This is a genomic window from Burkholderia sp. LA-2-3-30-S1-D2, assembly GCF_001523915.2.
In the GTDB taxonomy this organism is placed as follows: Bacteria; Pseudomonadota; Gammaproteobacteria; order Burkholderiales; family Burkholderiaceae; genus Burkholderia; species Burkholderia diffusa.
This window is the reverse complement of the sequence record NZ_CP013383.1, coordinates 367,199-383,674: the sequence shown is the minus strand read 5'-3', so window position 1 is coordinate 383,674 and position 16,476 is coordinate 367,199. Positions and strand designations below refer to the sequence as shown.

Sequence of the window (16,476 nt, the reverse complement as noted above, 5' to 3'; positions counted from 1 at the left end):
GACGCCGGCCGCGTCCGCACACGGGAACGCGCGCGTGCGATACGCGCGCGCGACGTCGCGGCGAGCATGCCCGCCACGGCCGCCATGGTAGTTGGAACCGGTTCCCATCAACAGCGCAATAATGAAAACAACTTCTTGCCAGAATCGAGATAATCGGCCGTGCAGCGAACGCCGCTGTACAGCGCGACAACGCGCGCCCGATAATCGAGCACCCGCGTTCCACATGGAGCCATCGCCATGCATCAAACGACCTTGCTGATCTTCGCCGCCGTCGCGTTCGTCGGAATCGCGACGCCAGGCCCGACCGTGCTGCTCGCACTGACCAACGGCTCGCGCTACGGCGTGCGCCGCGCGGCCTACGGTTTCGCCGGCGCGATGCTGTCCGACTTCGTGCTGATCGTCGCGGTCGCGCTCGGCCTCGGCGCCCTGCTGATGGCGTCGGCATTGTGGTTCTCGGTGGTGAAATGGCTGGGCGCCGCCTATCTCGCGTATGTCGGCATCCGGCTGCTCACGTCGAAGGGCTCGCTCGACGTCACCGTCGGGCATGGCGGCACGGCGCACGGACGCAACGCGTCGATCTTCGCGAAGAGCTTCCTGACCGCGGTGACCAATCCCAAGGGCTATCTGTTCTTCTCCGCATTCCTGCCGCAGTTCCTCGATCCGTCCGCGCCGCTCGCGCCGCAATACGTCGCGCTCGCGGTCACGTTCGCGCTGCTCGACGGGGCGGTGATGTTCGGCTACGCGCTGCTCGGCGCTCGCGCGGTGCGGCTGCTGAAGCGCTCGGGCGCGCTGTGGCTCGAACGCACGTGCGGCGCGATGCTGCTCGCACTGGCCGGTTCGCTCGCGCTGTACCGGCGTCATGCCGCATAGGCGCGTCGGCATGCGCGCCGCATCGCGCGTGATGAGCGCGCGATGAGGATCGCCGCGCCGCCCCGCTCCGGTTTCCCCGGTCTGTCGCTCCGGGAGCTCGACCGCTCGGGTCTCGACGCATGGTGCGCGTACCTGTCGAGGCGCGACGACGTCCGCCACACGAGCTGGAACCTGCATGCGCGCGACGATCTGCTGCCGCTGTTCGACGGGATCGAGTCGACTCATCCGGATTCGATCCGCCGTCTCGCAATCGTCGACGACGCGTCGGGCGCGCTCACGGGGACGATCGGACTGCATACGGTGTCCACCGCGAACCGCTCGGCCGAGATCGCGTACGACCTCGCACCGTCGCACTGGGGGCGCGGCATCGCGAGCGCGCTGTGCACGAGCGTCACCGCGTGGGCGTTCGCCGAAGGTGGCTTCATGCGCATCCAGGGCGTCGTGCTGAGCAGCAACGCCGCCTCCGCGCGCGTCCTGCAGAAATGCGGCTACCGGTACGAAGGGTTGTTGCGCGCGTACCGGATGGTGCGCGGCGTGCCGGGCGATTTCGCGATGTACGCGCGCATCGCGACCGACTGAAACTCGTCGCGCGTCGCGCGTGTCGCGTCACCGACGCGATTGGACGAACCGCGCCGAATTCGCGACAATCGCCGTTCCCCGCCTCGACTTGCTCACCATGAAAATCGCCGCGCTGTCCGACATCCACGGCAACCTCGCCGCGCTCGACGCGGTGCTCGACGACGTGCGTCGCCGCGGCGCCGACGTGATCGTCAACCTCGGCGACATCGTGTCGGGCGCGCTCCATCCGGCCGAAACGGCCGACCGCCTGATCGCGCTCGACCTGCCAACCATCAAGGGCAATCACGAACGGCAACTGCTGACCGGCGATCGCGACACGATGCGGCTGTCCGATCGCTGGGCGCACGATGCGCTGCGCGACGACCATCGCGCGTGGATCGCCGCGCTACCCGAGCGCCTGACGCTCGACGACGACGTGCTGATGGTGCACGGTACGCCCGCCAGCGACCTCGTCTATTTCCTCGAAACGGTGACGCCCGATGGCTGCCGCGCGGCGACGCCCGATGAAATCGCGCAGCGCGCGGGCGACGCGCCGGCGTCGCTGATCCTGTGCGGCCACACGCATGTGCCGCGCATCGCGAAGCTCGACGACGGCCGTGTGATCGTCAACCCGGGCAGCGTCGGGCTGCAGGCGTACATGGACGATCTACCGCATCCGCACCGGATCGAAACCGGTTCGCCGCATGCGCGCTATGCAACGGTGTCGCGCACGTCGGCCGGCTGGCACGCCGAGTTCCATGCGGTCGAATACGACTGGCATACGGCCGCAGTCACCGCAGCATCGCGCGGCCGCGACGACTGGGCCGTGGCGCTGCGCACCGGCCGGTGCTGACGCGGCGTCACGCCTTGTTCAACCCACTTCGCTTCCTGGAAAACCATCCCGTCATGCCCGTTCCATCGCAACTGCTCTTCCTGCCCGGCGCGTCGGGCAGCACCGCGTTCTGGCAACCGCTCGCGAGCCGCCTCGCGCATCCGGCCGCGCGACGGATCGTCGGCTATCCGGGCTTCGGCGACACGCCGCGCGATTCGACCGTCGACGACTTCGACGGCCTCGTGCGCCATGTGCTGACCGCGATCGACCGGCCGACCGCCGTGATCGCGCAATCGATGGGCGGCGTGATCGCGATGCGCGCGGCGCTCGAACGTTCGGCGCTCGTCACGCACCTGGTGCTGACGGTCACGTCCGGCGGCCTCGACATGCAGGGGCTCGGCGCGCAGGACTGGCGCGCCGCCTTCGCGGAAGCGAACCCCCAGTTGCCCGACTGGTTCCTGACGTTTCGCGCCGACCTGTCGCATGACCTCGGCCGCATCGCGCAGCCGACGCTCCTGCTGTGGGGTGATGACGATCCGATCAGTCCGGTCGCGGCCGGCCGGCGCCTGCTCGAACGGCTGCCCGATGCGCAGCTGCATGTCGTGCCGGGCGGCCGCCACGATCTCGCGGCGATGCATGCGGATACGCTTGCGCCGCTTGTCGACGCGCATTTGCAGCGCGTGTGACGCGGGCCGCTTCGATTCGAAACCCGCAATGCCCTTGACGCCGCATCACGCGGCGTTCGCCAGCGTCAACCGCGCTTCGAGCCCGCCGCCGTCCGGCCGGTTGCGCAACGTGAGCGTGCCGCCCATCGCGAGCGCGAGCTGACGCGCGATCGCGAGGCCGAGGCCCGTGCCGCCCGTCTCGCGATTGCGCGACGTCTCCACGCGCCGGAACGGTTCGAACACCGCGTCGAGCTGATCGTCCGGAATGCCGGGGCCGCGATCGAGCACCGCAATGACCGCGCCGCCGCCCGGTGCCGGTTGCACGTCGATCTCGGCCGCGCCCGCGAACTTCAGCGCGTTGTCGACGAGGTTGCCGACGATCCGGCGCAGCGCCTTCGGCCGCGTGACGAGCGCGAGCGGCCCGCCGCTGTGCAGCGCGACGTCCTGCCCCGCATCCGTGTAGTCGCACACGATGCTGTCGAGCAATGCGTCGAGATCGATGCGGCGCGCGGCCTCTTCCGTGCCGTGCAGCGTGCGCGCATACGCGACGCCTTCCTTCACCAGATGCTCCATCTCGAGCAGATCCTGGCGCAGCTTCGCGCCCTGCGCACCGTCGTCCATCACGTCGACGCGCAGCCGCATCCGCGTGATGGGTGTCTGCAAGTCGTGCGAGATCGACGCGAGAATCTGCATGCGCTCGGCCATGTACTGCGCGATGCGGTCCTGCATCGCGTTGAACGCGCGGGCTGCGCGCGCGACTTCGGACGGGCCGTCCTCGTTCAGGCGTTCGCCCTTCAGGTCGGGGCCGAGCGCGTCGGCCGCCTGCGCGAGCTGCTTCAGCGGCCGCGTCGCGAGCCGCACCGCGAGCCAGCAGCACGCGGCCAGCACCGCGAGCTGCAGCGCGAGCACGACCGGCAGCCAGCCCGACAGCGGCACCGTCGACATCGGGTGGATGTCGATCGTCAGCGGCGAGCCGTCGGTCAGGCGCAGATGCACCTGCAGATGCTCGCGATCGCCGGGGAGCGCGTTCGCGGTCAACGGGTAATCGCCGCCGATGCCGTCCGAGATCGAGCGCTCGACGCGCGCCGAGAGCCGCGCCTCCGGAGGCGTGCCCGTCTGGCCCGGCCCGAGGATGAACGCGTAACTGCGCCGCGCGAGACGCGGCAGCCACGCGGCGCGCTGGTCGGGCGGCAGGTGGTCGAGCAGCGCGACCGAGCTCGCGACCTCGCGCTCGATGTAGCCCATCATCAGGTTGGTGGTCGCCTGGTCGCGCTCGGTCACGGTGAGCCAGAACGACAGCGTCTGCGCGAGCACGAGGCCCACGCACAGGATCAGCGCGAGCCGCGCGAACAGCGAGCGCGGCCAGTGCCACAGCGTGCGCGTGTTCATGCGTCGCCTTCGACCGCGGTCACCGCCGACGAGAACACGTAGCCCTCGTTGCGCAGCGTCTTGATGTAGCGCGGCTCGCGCGCGCCGTCACGCAGGCGCTGCCGCAGCCGGCTCACGAGCAGGTCGATCGACCGGTCGAACGGATCGGACTGCCGGCCCTGCGTGAGGTTGAGCAACTGGTCGCGCGTCAGCACGCGCTGCGGATTGTCGAGGAACACCCGCAGCAGCCGATACTCGGCGCCGCTCAACGCGACCAGCGTGCCTTCGGTGTCGAGCAGGTGACGCCCCGTCGTGTCGAGCCGCCATTCGCCGAACGCCAGCATCGCGGCCGTCTCCGTCACCTGCATGCCGGGCGGCAGCATGCGCGCGCGGCGCAGCACCGAGCGGATCCGCGCGAGCAGTTCGCGCACCGCGAACGGCTTCGCGAGATAGTCGTCGGCGCCCATCTCGAGGCCGATGATGCGATCGGTTTCCTCGCCGCGCGCGGTCAGCATCAGCACCGGCACCGTCCGGAACTTGCCCGCGCGCAGGTCGCGACACAGCGTGAGGCCGTCCTCGCCGGGCATCATCAGATCGAGCACGATCAGGTCGGGCGCGCCGTCGTCGAGCGCGTTGCGCATCTCGCGGCCGTTCGCGGCAAGCGACACGCGCATGCCGTTCTTCTCCAGATAGTCCGCGATCAGTTCGCGGATCGCGCGATCGTCGTCGACGATCAGTACGTGGTCGATCTTGTCCATGAGTCGATGTCGTTGGCGTGATGTTCCGGCTGGCGATGTCCGCTTTTATACCGCATCGCAGGCGCGCGTTTGTATCCCAATGTATCGCGCCGCCGCGACGACACACAACATTGCACAGGCGCGGCTTGCCGGACACACCGCAGATACGTCGGCGCGGCCCAATGACGGCTGTCGAAACCTGTCCGGCCCGCGCACTTGCGCGGCGGCCGGCCGAACCGGAGAACCGTCATGCTGCCCAGATTCAGGACCGCCGCCCTCGTGATCGCCCTCGCCGCCACGGCAGGGCTCGCCGCATTCGCAGGCACTCGCGACGACGCGGGCACGACCACCTCGCTCGCCGGCACGCCGGCGCCCGACTTCACCGGCATCGAGCGCTGGCACAACAGCGCGCCGCTCAAGCTCGATCAGTTGCGCGGCAAGGTCGTGCTGGTCGATTTCTGGACGTACTCGTGCATCAACTGCATTCATACGATCCCGTACGTGAACGACTGGTACCGGAAGTATCGCGACCAGGGGCTCGTCGTGGTCGGCGTGCATACGCCCGAGTATCCGTTCGAACGCGACGCGAAGAACGTCGCCGATGCGATCAAGCGCTTCGGCATCCAGTATCCGGTCGCGCAGGACAACCGCTACGACACCTGGCGTGCGTACGGGAACCAGTACTGGCCCGCGCTGTACCTGATCGACGCGAACGGGAAGGTCGTCTATACGCGGTATGGCGAGGGCGGGTATGACAAGACGGAAGCGGCGATCCGGGGGGCGCTGGCGCAGGCGGGAGAAGGGGCGAAGGGCGCGACGCATACGCAGTAGCGCGCCCCCGTGCGATTCACCGCGACCTATTTCCGCTTCGCATCCGCCTCCGCCAGCATCGCCTCCCCGATCGCGAGATTCCCGTCCGCGATCAGCGCGTCGCCCGCGCCGCGGATATCGTCGACCGCCTTGTTCTGCCCGAGCTTGCGCTTGCCGACGAGCCGCGTGATCTCGATCTGCAGCCCGACGATCGACTGCAGCATCGTGTCGAGATAGTCCTTTGGCGCGTCGGCCATCTTCCAGGGCACCGGCTGCGACGCCTCGTGCGTGCGCGTCAGCCGCGCGACCACGCCGCGCACGAACTTCTCGTCGTCGCGCACCGTGATGCGGCCGTGCGCATGCACGACCACGTAGTTCCACGTTGGCACCTGCCGATGCGCGGCATGCTTGCTCGGGTACCAGTTCGGCGAAATGTACGCGTCGCCGGCGCGGAAGATCACGAGCACGTCGTCGCCGTTCGCGACCGCCTGCCAGACCGGATTCGCACGCGCGACGTGCGCATGCAGTTCGCCGAGGCCGCCGTCGCCCGGCAGCAACTCGAACGGGAGGTGGTTCGCGTCGAGCCCGCTCTTCCCGTGCGTGACCAGGCTGCCGAACGGATGCTGCGCGATCAGTTCGCGCAATGCGTCGGGGTTGGGCTCGTTGAAATCGGCAGGGACGTACATGTCGGCTCCACGGTGGTGCAGGGATTGAAATGGCTCGGGCACTGGCCCGTCATGCGCAGATTGTGACCGCTAACTGGTTTATTCTGTAGAGCCGGTTTCGAACAATTTCAGCAGACCAGAATCATGGCCAGAACCGCCCGGATCGTCGAAATCCCGTCGCTCGGCGTGCTCGACCGCGCGGCCGGCGACCTGAGCCGCCAGCTCGTGCAGGCGTTGCGGGACGCGGTGCGGCGCGGCGACGTGCGGCCCGGCGACACGCTGCCGTCGACGCGGCTGCTCGCGACGTCGCTCCAGGTCGCGCGCGGCACCGTCGTCGACGCGTATGCGCAGCTCGTCGCCGAAGGCTTCCTGGCGGCGCGCGGCGGCGCCGGCACGCGCGTCGCGAACGCGCTCGCCGAGCCCTCTCCGCCGGCCGTCGAACCACCCGCCGCCCGGCGGCGTGCCGCACACGCCGGGCTGCCCGAACCGGCCGCGACGTTCGCGCGGATCGCCCGCGAGTTCCGTCCGTTGCCGGCCGTGCCGTTCGCGATCTCGGTGCCGGTCGGGCTCACCGCACCCGACGACATCTGGCGCCGGCTCGGCAACCGCCTGCGCGCCCGCGGCGCCGGTGCGCCGTCCGGTTATGCGGATCCGCAAGGCGCGCTGCCGCTGCGCGAAGCGATCGCCGATTACGTGCGCCGCTCGCGCTCGGTGCGCTGCAGCGCCGATCAGGTCGTGATCACGAGCGGCACGCAACAGGGGCTGCACCTCGCGAGCCAGGTCCTGCTCGGCCCGAACGATCGCGCGTGGGTCGAGAATCCCGCCTATCGCGGCATCACTGCACTGCTCGAGAGCACCGGGCGGCGTGACGCGATGGTCCGCGTGCCGGTCGACGCGGACGGCATCGACGTCGAGGCCGGCATCCGTCTCGCGCCGAACGCGCGCGCGGCGTTCGTCACGCCGTCGCACCAGTACCCGCTCGGTATGCCGATGAGCATGGCGCGGCGCAACGCGCTGCTCGGCTGGGCGCGCGCGCATCGCGCGTGGGTGGTCGAGGACGACTACGACAGCGAGCTGCGCTACGAAGGCTATCCGTTTCCGTCGCTGCAAGGGCTGGATCCAGAACACGTGATCTATCTCGGCACGTTCAGCAAGATCCTGTTCCCGTCGCTGCGGCTCGGCTACGTGATCGCGCCCGGCGATCTCGTGCCCGCGTTCTGCGGTGCGCGCGTGCTGATGGATCGGCACGCGCCGACCGCCGATCAGCACGTGCTCGCCGCCTTCATCGCGAAAGGGCATCTCGACCGCCACATTCGCCGTGTGCGCGGCGTCTATGCGGAACAGCGCGCGTTACTGATCGACACGCTCGGCGCGCGGCTGCCGCGCGAGCGCGCGTGGGTGCAGCCTGGCGATCAGGGAATGCACGTCGTGCTGTGGCTCGCCGAAGGGATCGACGATCTCGACGTGGTGGCGCGCGCCGCGCAGGCGGGCGTCGCGGTGCGCGCGGTATCGCCGATGTTCGCGCCGGGCACCGCGCGCCCGGGCCTCGTGCTCGGCTTCGGCGGGTTCGATCGCGCACGGATGGAAGCGGCCGCGCAGCGCCTCGCGGATGTGGTCGGCGAAGCGGCCGGCACCGTTTCATCGGAAGAATCGCGGCGACGCATACGACCAAAGGTTGTCCGCGGGAAACAAACGTAATCGTCTGTAAATCCTGCAAGAAAACGGGCTGTTTGGCCACAGGCAACGGTTCGCGGTTTGCTAGGATCGCGCCTTTTCCGCTCGCGCTCCTGCCGCCGTGAATCGCTTCGTGCCGTTTCTTCGAGACCTGTGGCTTCGCTGCCGCGCCGGCGCCCGCTTGCTGGGCGCCGGCGCCTGGCATCGCCTGCGCCATCCGACGCGCCGCGGTGTCGCCCTGACGCTCGCCGCGATACCGGTGCTCGGCCTGCTGGTCCTGCTCGCGTTCGTCCCGTTCACGCCGAGCATCGGCGACATCCGCAAGGCACGCATCGACCGCCCCGCGCGCGTGCTGTCGGCCGACGGTCAGCTGATCGCCGAATTTCGGCCCGTCAATCGCGAATGGGTGCCGCTCAAGCAGATCTCGCCGCACATGGTCGACGCGCTGATCGCGACCGAGGACCACCGCTTCTACGCGCATCACGGCATCGACTGGCGCCGCACGCTCGCGGCCGGGTTGCACACGTTCTCGGGCAGCCGCCAGGGCGGCTCGACGATCACGCAGCAGCTCGCGCGCAACCTGTATCCGGACGAAGTCGGCCGCGCGCCGACGCTCACGCGCAAGGTGAAGGAGCTGATCACGGCATTCAAGATCGAGACGGTGTACAGCAAGGACGAAATTCTCGAGACCTACCTGAACACGGTGCCGTTCCTGTACAACGCGTACGGCGTCGAGATGGCCGCGCGCACCTATTTCGGCAAGTCGGCGGACCAGCTCGACATCGTCGAAAGCGCGACGCTCGTCGGGATGCTGAAGGGCAACAGCTACTACAACCCGGTGCTGAACCCGGAGCGCGCGGTACAGCGCCGCAACATCGTGCTCGCCCGTATGGCGGCAATGGGCATGCTGTCGCCGCGGCAGCTCGCGCAGTTGCAGCGCCGGCCGCTGCGCGTCGACTTCGAGCCGCAGACCGCGCAACCCGGCCCCGCGCCGCACTTCGCGGTGCAGCTGCGCAAGTGGCTGATCGCATGGGCCGACCGCAACAACTACGATCTCTACGCCGACGGCCTCGTCGTGCGCACGACGCTCGATGCGCAGCTGCAGGACATGGCGACGCAAGCGCTGACGCAGCAGACCGATCGCCTGCAGGCAATCGCCGACAGCGCGTGGCACAACCCGTCCGGCTGCGGGCTGCGCAACGACCTGTTCCGCGGCTTCATCCGGCAGACGCCCGACTATCGCGCCGCGCGTGACGCGGGGCTCACCGATGTGGCGGCGCTGAAGCAGCTCGGCGCGAATCGCGCGTTCATCCACGCGTTGTGCGAGCGCAAGACGCAGGTGCAGGCGGGCTTCGTCGCGATCGATCCGCGCAACGGGGCCATTCGCGCGTGGGTCGGCAGCCCCGATTTCGGCAGCGAGCCGTTCGATCACGTCGTGCAGGCGCGACGCCAGCCGGGCTCGACGTTCAAACCGTTCGTCTATGGCGCCGCGTTCGCGGACGGCATGCAGCCCGGCGATACGTTCGTCGATCGCCCCGTCGCAATCCCGATCGGCGCGCACGCGGTGTGGCATCCGACCGATGCCGAGCCGCCGACCGACGCACCGATGACGCTGCGCGACGCGATTGCCCTGTCGCGCAATCGCATCACCGCGCAGGTGATGCAGCGCGAAGGCGCGGCCAGGGTCGCGCAGCTCGCGCGCGCGATGGGCGTGCGCGACAGCGCGCTCGACGCGGTGCCGTCGCTCGCGCTCGGCACGAGCCCCGTCACGCTGAAGGAAATGGTGTCCGCGTACGGGACGATCGCGAACCGTGGCGTGTACGTCGCACCGCAGATGATCACGCGCATCGAGGACCGCGACGGCAAGGTGCTCGCCGCGTTCGGCAGCGCGCCGCCCGAACGCGCGCTGCCGGTGGCCGCAGCGCAGACGCTTGTCGACGTGATGCGCGGCGTCGTCGATTACGGGACCGGTGCCGACATCCGCTCGCGCTACGGGATTCGCGTCGACGTCGCGGGCAAGACCGGCACGACGCAGGACAACACGGACGGCTGGTTCATCCTGATGCATCCGCAACTGGTGGCTGGTGCATGGGTCGGCTTCGACGACGGCAGCGTGACGCTGCGCAGCGACTACTGGGGCGCGGGCGCGCACAGCGCGCTGCCGATCGTCGGCTCGTTCTACGATGCGGCGCTACGTGCGCGCGCGATCGATCCGCACGCGCAGTTTTCGCCAGACTTCCGTCCGCGCAGTGCACCGGCGCCCGCACCGAGGCGGCGTCCGCATCCCGGCCTGTTCGACTGGCTGAAAATCTTCCGCTGAGCACTGTTCGACAACGACGCCTCGTCCTCCCGGACGAAGCGATCCCGGCATGCACCGCCTTCGTCGGAGCGGCCGTCGTCAGTCCGCCGTGTCGCCGCTCTTCGGCAGCTTCGACCAAGCGTTGCGTCCCGGCGCCGGCGACCATGCCGGACGCGTCTTGCGCGCGCTGTCGATCACGACCAGATAGCGGCCGGCGATCGGCGTGATGTCGCGATCGCGGCGCAGCACCCACAACGACTTGCCAGCCTCGACGCGCGCCTGATAGTCGTCGTCGAGAATGCCGTGCCGGTCCAGGAACGTGTTCAGCGAAGCAGGAATGCGCACACAGCCTTTCGAGTGCCGGATGCCGAGCAGCGGCTCGAGGCGATCGGGGTCGGTCGCGTGCATCTGGAAGCGCATCGGCGACTTGCCGCCCTTGCCCCAGCCCCGCTCGCCGTCCACCCAGCCGAAGTCGTAGATGCGCATGTCGCGCATGCCGTAGCCGCGAATGCCGTTGTCGTTCGTCGTGCCTTCCGCGCGGAAGTCCATGTTGTCGGGTGAATGGTGGAACACGCCGAGCGGCGTCAGGAAGTGATCGTATTGGCCGGGCCAGCCGGTGGCGACCGGCGACGCGCCGATCAACAGCCACGCATTGGACGGCGTCGCGCGGAAGTAGATGAACAGCGCCTGCACGTTCGGCGCACGGTCGACGAGCGCAACGTATTCGCCGGCCAGGTCGCCGAGATCCGCATCGGCGAGCGCGTTCTGAAGGCGATCGCCATACGCGCGCTGCTCGCTCGCGGGCACGTTCAGGCGTCGCTTGACTTCCTGCGTGAAGCGCTTGCGCATGTCGATCGCACGCGCGGTTGCGTTCTTCGCCTCCTCGGCCGACAGCGGCGGGTGCCGGCGCGGCGGCGTCGGTGCGGGTGCTTCGGCTTCGCTTGCCGGTGTGCCGGATGCCGCGGAAGCCGCGGAAGCCGGAGAGGCCGCGGACGCAGCGGATGCCGGCGATGCCCCGCTGGCGGGTAACGCATGATGCACGGCGGACGCCGGCGCAGCTTCCGAAGACACATGCGCTGGCGAAGCCGGATGCGTGGCCGAAGCCGATGATGAGGAAAACGTAGCAGTGGCCGGCGGCACGTCGGACGCAGCGAAGGCTGGCCGCGCGACGAGAACGGAGATCGGGAGAGCGGCTGCGAGCCACACATACGTGGCGACTGCCAGGGTACGGCAACGCGGCCTGGACAACCGCCGCGTCAGGTCGGAGAGCATCATGCGATCGAAGCCATCGGCCGATCCGGCCGCCGCACGTTGCAAACGGCGCATCTCCCGCGCGAGCCATCGGCAAGCCGGGGGCACGCATGCGCCCGGCGCCGACGCCTCTTCCCGGTGGAGTCGTTCGCAGTACAACGCGTTCGGTCCAATGGCGGCTAATGAGTCGTCAGGTCTTTCATTCTACCCGCTCGGACACGAATCGGCAGGGCCGAACCCCCGGTTTCGCGGCGGTTTTGCGCTTCGTCACGCTTTGTTTCAACTCGTTGCCGCTTGCTTCGCCGCTGCATGGCAGGTTGCTTCGCTGGGCGTTTCCGGCAACTCGAAGCGCCGGAAATTCACGCGCGTGCCGCATGCGGCACGTGCGTGCGCAACCCGCGCCTACTTCGAAATGGCTTCGAGCGCGATGCCTTTGGTACGCGGCCCCATGAATCCGATCGCGGCCATCACGATCACCATCGCGCCGGCAATGAACGCGAACACGCCGAACGTGCCGAAGCCCTTCAGCACGGCCGCGATCACGAACGACGAGAAGATCGCCGAGAAGCGGCTCCATGAGTAGACGAAGCCCACCGCGCGCGCGCGGATCGACGTCGGGAACAGCTCGGCCTGATAGGCGTGGAAGCTGTACGACATGATGTTGCTCGCGAGCGTGAGGCCGATGCCGAGCACGATCAGGAACGCGCCCACCGTCGTCTGGCTGAACAGCAGCCCGCAGACGACGATCGCCGCCGCCATCGCAACGATCACCGACTTGCGCTCGAAGCGGTCGGCGATCACGAGGCCGATCAGCGGGCCGAGCGGTGCGGCGAGGGCGATCACGCTCGAATACATGAGGCTCGACGTGATCGTGATGCCCTGCTTGATCAGCAGCGTCGGCACCCAGTTCGCGAAGCCGTAGAAGCCGACCGTCTGAAACACGTTGAAGATCGTCATCATGATCGTGCGGCTGCGGTACGGCGGCACCCACATGTCGCGAAAGCTGCCGCGCGGCGGCACCGGCTCGGACGGCGCGGGCGGCGGCAGCGGCCGGCCGTATTCGGCTTCGACCTTCGCCTCGAGCGCGCGCATGATGCGATCGGCTTCGTCGACGCGACCCTGCTGCGCGAGCCAGCGCGGGCTCTCCGGTAGCTCGCGGCGAATCCACCACACAAACAGCGCGCCGTGCGCGCCAATCAGCACAACCCAGCGCCAGCCGTCGAGGCCGAGCGGGGCGTGCGGCACAAGCAGGTACGCGAGGAATGCGACCACCGGCACCGCGACGAACCCGACCGCCTGCTCGCACGCGAACGCGCGGCCGCGGATCTGCTTCGGCACGAGTTCGGAGATGTACGTGCCGATCGTCACCATCTCGACGCCGAGGCCGAGACCGACGACGAAGCGCCAGAAGTTCAATCCGCCTGCCGTATCCTGGAACGCCATCACGACGTTGGCGGCGGTGTACCACAGCAGCGACCACGTGAAGATCGCGCGGCGGCCGAAGCGATCCGCGAGGAAGCCGCATGCGATCGTGCCGATGAAAAGGCCGGAGAACAGCGCGGCGATGAAGCTCGCGACGCCCGTAGTGCCGAACAGGCCGTGCGTCGTCGCGGACAGAATCCCGCTTTTCACGAGGCCCGGCGCGACGTAGCCGCTGTACAGCAGATCGTAGAGTTCGAAGAAGAAGCCGAGGCTCAGCAGCACGACGAGCTTCCAGACGCTGCGGGTCGGCGGCAGGCGATCGAGGCGGGCCGAAATCGAGCCGGCGTCGATGGAAGAGGACGAGGCGGTTGCCTGTGGAAAGCTGTCCGTTGAGACCATCTTGGTCGTGTCTCCTGATCGTGTCGTGTGTTTTGTTGTCCGGCGGCCGGCGGGCCGCCGTCGGGCGATTCGCTGCATTGTACCGGCACGCCGCTCGGGCCGCGTTGCATGGCCAACCGGTTCGGACACCCCACTTTCGCGCCGGCTATTGTGTAAATTGCGTAACGTTCTGTCGGATCTGTAAGGTTCGCCGGCGTCACGACGTTGCGCTGCCGGACTGCGAATGCGACCGTCACGGCCCCACCGGCAAGGGCCCGCGCGGCAATCGCATGCCCGTGCGGGCACCGCTGTACGCGAAAGGCAAGGCGCACGATCGGCAGCGCCGCGGCCGCCATGCCCCGGTAACATGCTACCGGGCCAACTCCCGGCTTCCGGGCGCCTTGCGGCACCCGGCATTGTCGGCAAAACGTAAGCATTCCATGTCCATACAACGACTATCCACGTACGCACGCCGGATCGCGCTGTTCGCACTGCTGCAGTTCGCGGCGATCGCGACCGCGTCGGCATTTCCGACGGCCGCGTCCGCACCGGGCGCGAGCGGCGTCGGCGTCCCCGTGCCGACGATTTCGCTCAGCGACGCCGTTGCGCAACTCAAGCAGATGCAGGTGCAACAGGACCGCATCAAGCAGCAGACGTCGAACGCGACCAACAGCAAGGAGCTCGACGAGCTCGGTGACGCGACCCAGGAACTGAGCGCCGACGTCGACAAGCTGCAGAGCCAGCTCGCGCCGCAGCGCACGCAGGTCCAGGCTCAGCTCGACGTGCTCGGCCCGCCGCCGGCCCCGGGCGCATCGCCCGAAACACCCGCCGTCGCACAGCAGCGGGCGACGCTGAACGCGCGCAAGGCGCAGATCGACGCGGCGCTGAAGCAGGCCGCCGACCAGAAGACCAACCTCGCGAACCTGAACGACCAGTTCTCGAAGCTGCACCGCAGCCTGCTGAAGAACCAGCTCGCGTTCCGTTCCGGCAGCATCTTCGGCGCGCAGTTCTGGCTGCCGCTGTTCCATCTGTCGCCGGACGACGTGCAGCGGCTCGACGATTTCAACGACGAACTGCGCGACATGCTGCGCTCGTCCTGGACACCCGGCCAGCGCGCGCTCACCACGCTGCTGATGATCGCAGCGCTCGCGGTCTGGCTCGGCGGCCGCCGCATCGTCGAACGCGGGCTCGCGTGGTTCTGCCTGAACCGCCTGCCGCCCACCCGGCTGCGCCGCAGTGCGCTGGCGCTGGCCACGGCGTTCTCGACGCTGCTCGCGACCGCGGTCGCCGTCCAGATCCTCTATCTCGCGCTCGCCCGCCACTCCGAGCTCACGTCGTCGATGACCGATCTGTGGGACCAGTTCGCGAAGCTCGCCGTGACCTGCGCGCTGATCGCCGGCCTCGGCCGCGCGTTGCTCTGCACGAAGCATCCGTCGTGGCGGCTGCCCGCGCTCGCCGATCCCGTCGCGCTCGCGATGAAGCCGTTCCCCGGCGTGCTGGCCGCGCTGCTGCTGATGTCTGGCACGCTCGAATCGATCAACCGGATCGTCGATACCAGCCTGTCCGTCACGCTGTTCGGCCGCGGCATCGTCTCGCTCGTCGTCGCGCTGACCGTCGGCGCGTCGATCCTGCGCGCGAATCGCGTACGCAGCGCGCTTGCGGCATCCGGCGAGGCGCCCGAGGATCGCTCGACGCTCGCGGGGCTGATCCATGCGGGCGTCACGCTGGCGATCGTCGTGTCGCTCGGCGCGCTGCTGATCGGCTACATCACGGTCGCACGCTTCATCACCTACGAGCTTGTGTGGTTCGAGATCGTGCTGTGCAGCGTCTACATCATGACGCAGCTGACGCGCGACGCGAGCGAAAGCCTGTTCTCCGCGAACCTGTCGACCGGCAGGCAGATCAAGCACCTGTTCGCGCTCGACGACCGTCATCTCGACCAGGCCCATACCGTCGTGTCCGGCCTCGGCACGAGCCTGCTGATGCTGGTCGCGGCGATCGCGTTGCTGACGGGCGGTTTCGGCACGACGCCGAGCGACCTCCTCGACAGCGCGGTCGCGATGATCGGCGGCCAGCGGCTGCAGAGCCTGAACATCATGCCCGACCGGATCATGAACGCGGTGATCGGGTTCGCGATCGGCTTCTACCTGCTGCGCTCGGTGCGCCGCTGGCTCGACAGCGAGTTCATGCCGGCACTCGGCATGGATGCGGGAATGCGCGTGTCGCTGATCACGCTGTTCACCAACGTCGGCTACGTGCTGCTCGTGCTGATGGCGCTCGGGCTGCTCGGCGTCAGATGGAGCAACCTTGCGTGGATCGTCAGCGCGCTGTCGGTCGGTATCGGTTTCGGCCTGCAGGAGATCGTGAAGAACTTCGTGTCGGGGCTGATCCTGCTGACCGAGCGGCCGGTGAAGGTGGGCGACATGGTCAGCATCGCGGGCGTCGAAGGCGACATCCGCCGCATCAACGTGCGCGCGACCGAGATCCAGCTCAGCGACCGCTCGACCGTGATCGTGCCGAACTCGCAACTGATCTCGCAGAACGTGCGCAACGTGACGATGGGCAACAGCACGCAGGGCGTCGCGACGCTGATGCTCACGTTCCCGCTGAACACCGACCCCGAGCAGGTGCGCGACCTGCTGCTCGACGCGTATCGCGAGCATCCGGCGATTCTCGACAAGCCGGCGCCGTCGGTCACGTTCAGCCAGCTGGCGCCCGACGGGATCACGCTGAGCGTCACGGGCTACGTGGCGAGCCCGCGGATCGCGAGCGCGACGAAGAGCGACCTGCTGTTCGAGATCCTGAAGCAGTTGCGGGCGTCGCAGATCACGCTGTCGACGCCGCAGATGCTGGTCGTGCAGAACATGCCGGCAATCGACGGATCGGCCCCTCACAAATGAATACGTGATCGGGCGGGCGCAGATCGGGCATCGCCGCGCACGCATCG

13 protein-coding genes are annotated in these 16,476 nt (G+C 68.6%); 8 read left to right on the top strand and 5 right to left on the bottom strand.

Going from position 1 to position 16,476, the window contains the following annotated elements; all coding sequences use genetic code 11:
• Positions 1-237 precede the first annotated feature (237 nt).
• The 4 genes from WS66_RS01765 (at position 238) to WS66_RS01750 (ending at position 2,946) form a co-directional block, all read left to right on the top strand.
• Positions 238-870, top strand: coding sequence for a LysE family translocator (locus WS66_RS01765; RefSeq protein ID WP_059598713.1), 633 nt, complete (start codon positions 238-240; stop codon positions 868-870).
• 42 nt (positions 871-912) lie between these two features.
• Positions 913-1,449 (top strand): GNAT family N-acetyltransferase, encoded by a 537-nt coding sequence (locus tag WS66_RS01760; RefSeq protein WP_059598714.1) that lies wholly within the window; start codon positions 913-915, stop codon positions 1,447-1,449.
• A 97-nt stretch (positions 1,450-1,546) separates the two neighbouring features.
• Positions 1,547-2,281 carry a metallophosphoesterase family protein gene (locus tag WS66_RS01755; RefSeq protein WP_059598739.1) on the top strand — a complete coding sequence of 245 codons (735 nt, stop codon included), beginning with the start codon at positions 1,547-1,549 and terminating at the stop codon, positions 2,279-2,281.
• 53 nt (positions 2,282-2,334) lie between these two features.
• Positions 2,335-2,946, top strand: coding sequence for an alpha/beta fold hydrolase (locus WS66_RS01750; protein WP_059598715.1), 612 nt, complete (start codon positions 2,335-2,337; stop codon positions 2,944-2,946).
• Between the two features lie 45 nt (positions 2,947-2,991).
• On the opposite strand, the gene WS66_RS01745 is transcribed toward WS66_RS01750, so the two are convergent.
• Positions 2,992-4,314, bottom strand: a complete 1,323-nt coding sequence (locus WS66_RS01745; RefSeq protein WP_059598716.1) for an ATP-binding protein — start codon at positions 4,312-4,314, stop codon at positions 2,992-2,994.
• On the bottom strand, positions 4,311-5,051 hold the full coding sequence (locus WS66_RS01740; protein WP_059532572.1) for a response regulator: 741 nt from the start codon (positions 5,049-5,051) through the stop codon (positions 4,311-4,313). Before WS66_RS01740 ends, WS66_RS01745 begins: the two co-directional genes overlap by 4 nt.
• Positions 5,052-5,279: 228 nt before the next feature.
• Between WS66_RS01740 and WS66_RS01730 the strand changes: the two genes are divergently transcribed.
• Entirely contained in the window at positions 5,280-5,861 is a 582-nt protein-coding gene (locus tag WS66_RS01730) for a thioredoxin family protein (RefSeq protein WP_059598717.1), read from the top strand.
• A gap of 26 nt (positions 5,862-5,887) precedes the next feature.
• On the opposite strand, the gene WS66_RS01725 is transcribed toward WS66_RS01730, so the two are convergent.
• Positions 5,888-6,526, bottom strand: a complete 639-nt coding sequence (locus WS66_RS01725) for an FMN-binding negative transcriptional regulator (protein ID WP_059598718.1) — start codon at positions 6,524-6,526, stop codon at positions 5,888-5,890.
• A gap of 123 nt (positions 6,527-6,649) precedes the next feature.
• Between WS66_RS01725 and pdxR the strand changes: the two genes are divergently transcribed.
• Positions 6,650-8,203 (top strand): MocR-like pyridoxine biosynthesis transcription factor PdxR, encoded by a 1,554-nt coding sequence (gene pdxR, locus WS66_RS01720; RefSeq protein ID WP_059598719.1) that lies wholly within the window; start codon positions 6,650-6,652, stop codon positions 8,201-8,203.
• A 97-nt stretch (positions 8,204-8,300) separates the two neighbouring features.
• Positions 8,301-10,499, top strand: coding sequence for a penicillin-binding protein 1A (locus tag WS66_RS01715; protein WP_059598720.1), 2,199 nt, complete (start codon positions 8,301-8,303; stop codon positions 10,497-10,499).
• A 78-nt stretch (positions 10,500-10,577) separates the two neighbouring features.
• Here WS66_RS01715 and WS66_RS01710 read toward each other — a convergent pair whose 3' ends face one another.
• Complete coding sequence (locus tag WS66_RS01710; RefSeq protein WP_059598721.1) at positions 10,578-11,804, bottom strand: hypothetical protein; 1,227 nt, start codon at positions 11,802-11,804, stop codon at positions 10,578-10,580.
• A gap of 327 nt (positions 11,805-12,131) precedes the next feature.
• Entirely contained in the window at positions 12,132-13,550 is a 1,419-nt protein-coding gene (locus WS66_RS01705) for an MFS transporter (protein WP_059598722.1), read from the bottom strand.
• A 419-nt stretch (positions 13,551-13,969) separates the two neighbouring features.
• Here WS66_RS01705 and WS66_RS01700 point away from each other — a divergent pair, with 419 nt between their 5' ends.
• The gene (locus WS66_RS01700; protein ID WP_059598723.1) at positions 13,970-16,429 is read left to right on the top strand and encodes a DUF3772 domain-containing protein; all 2,460 of its coding nucleotides are present in this window, start codon (positions 13,970-13,972) and stop codon (positions 16,427-16,429) included.
• Positions 16,430-16,476 lie beyond the last annotated feature (47 nt).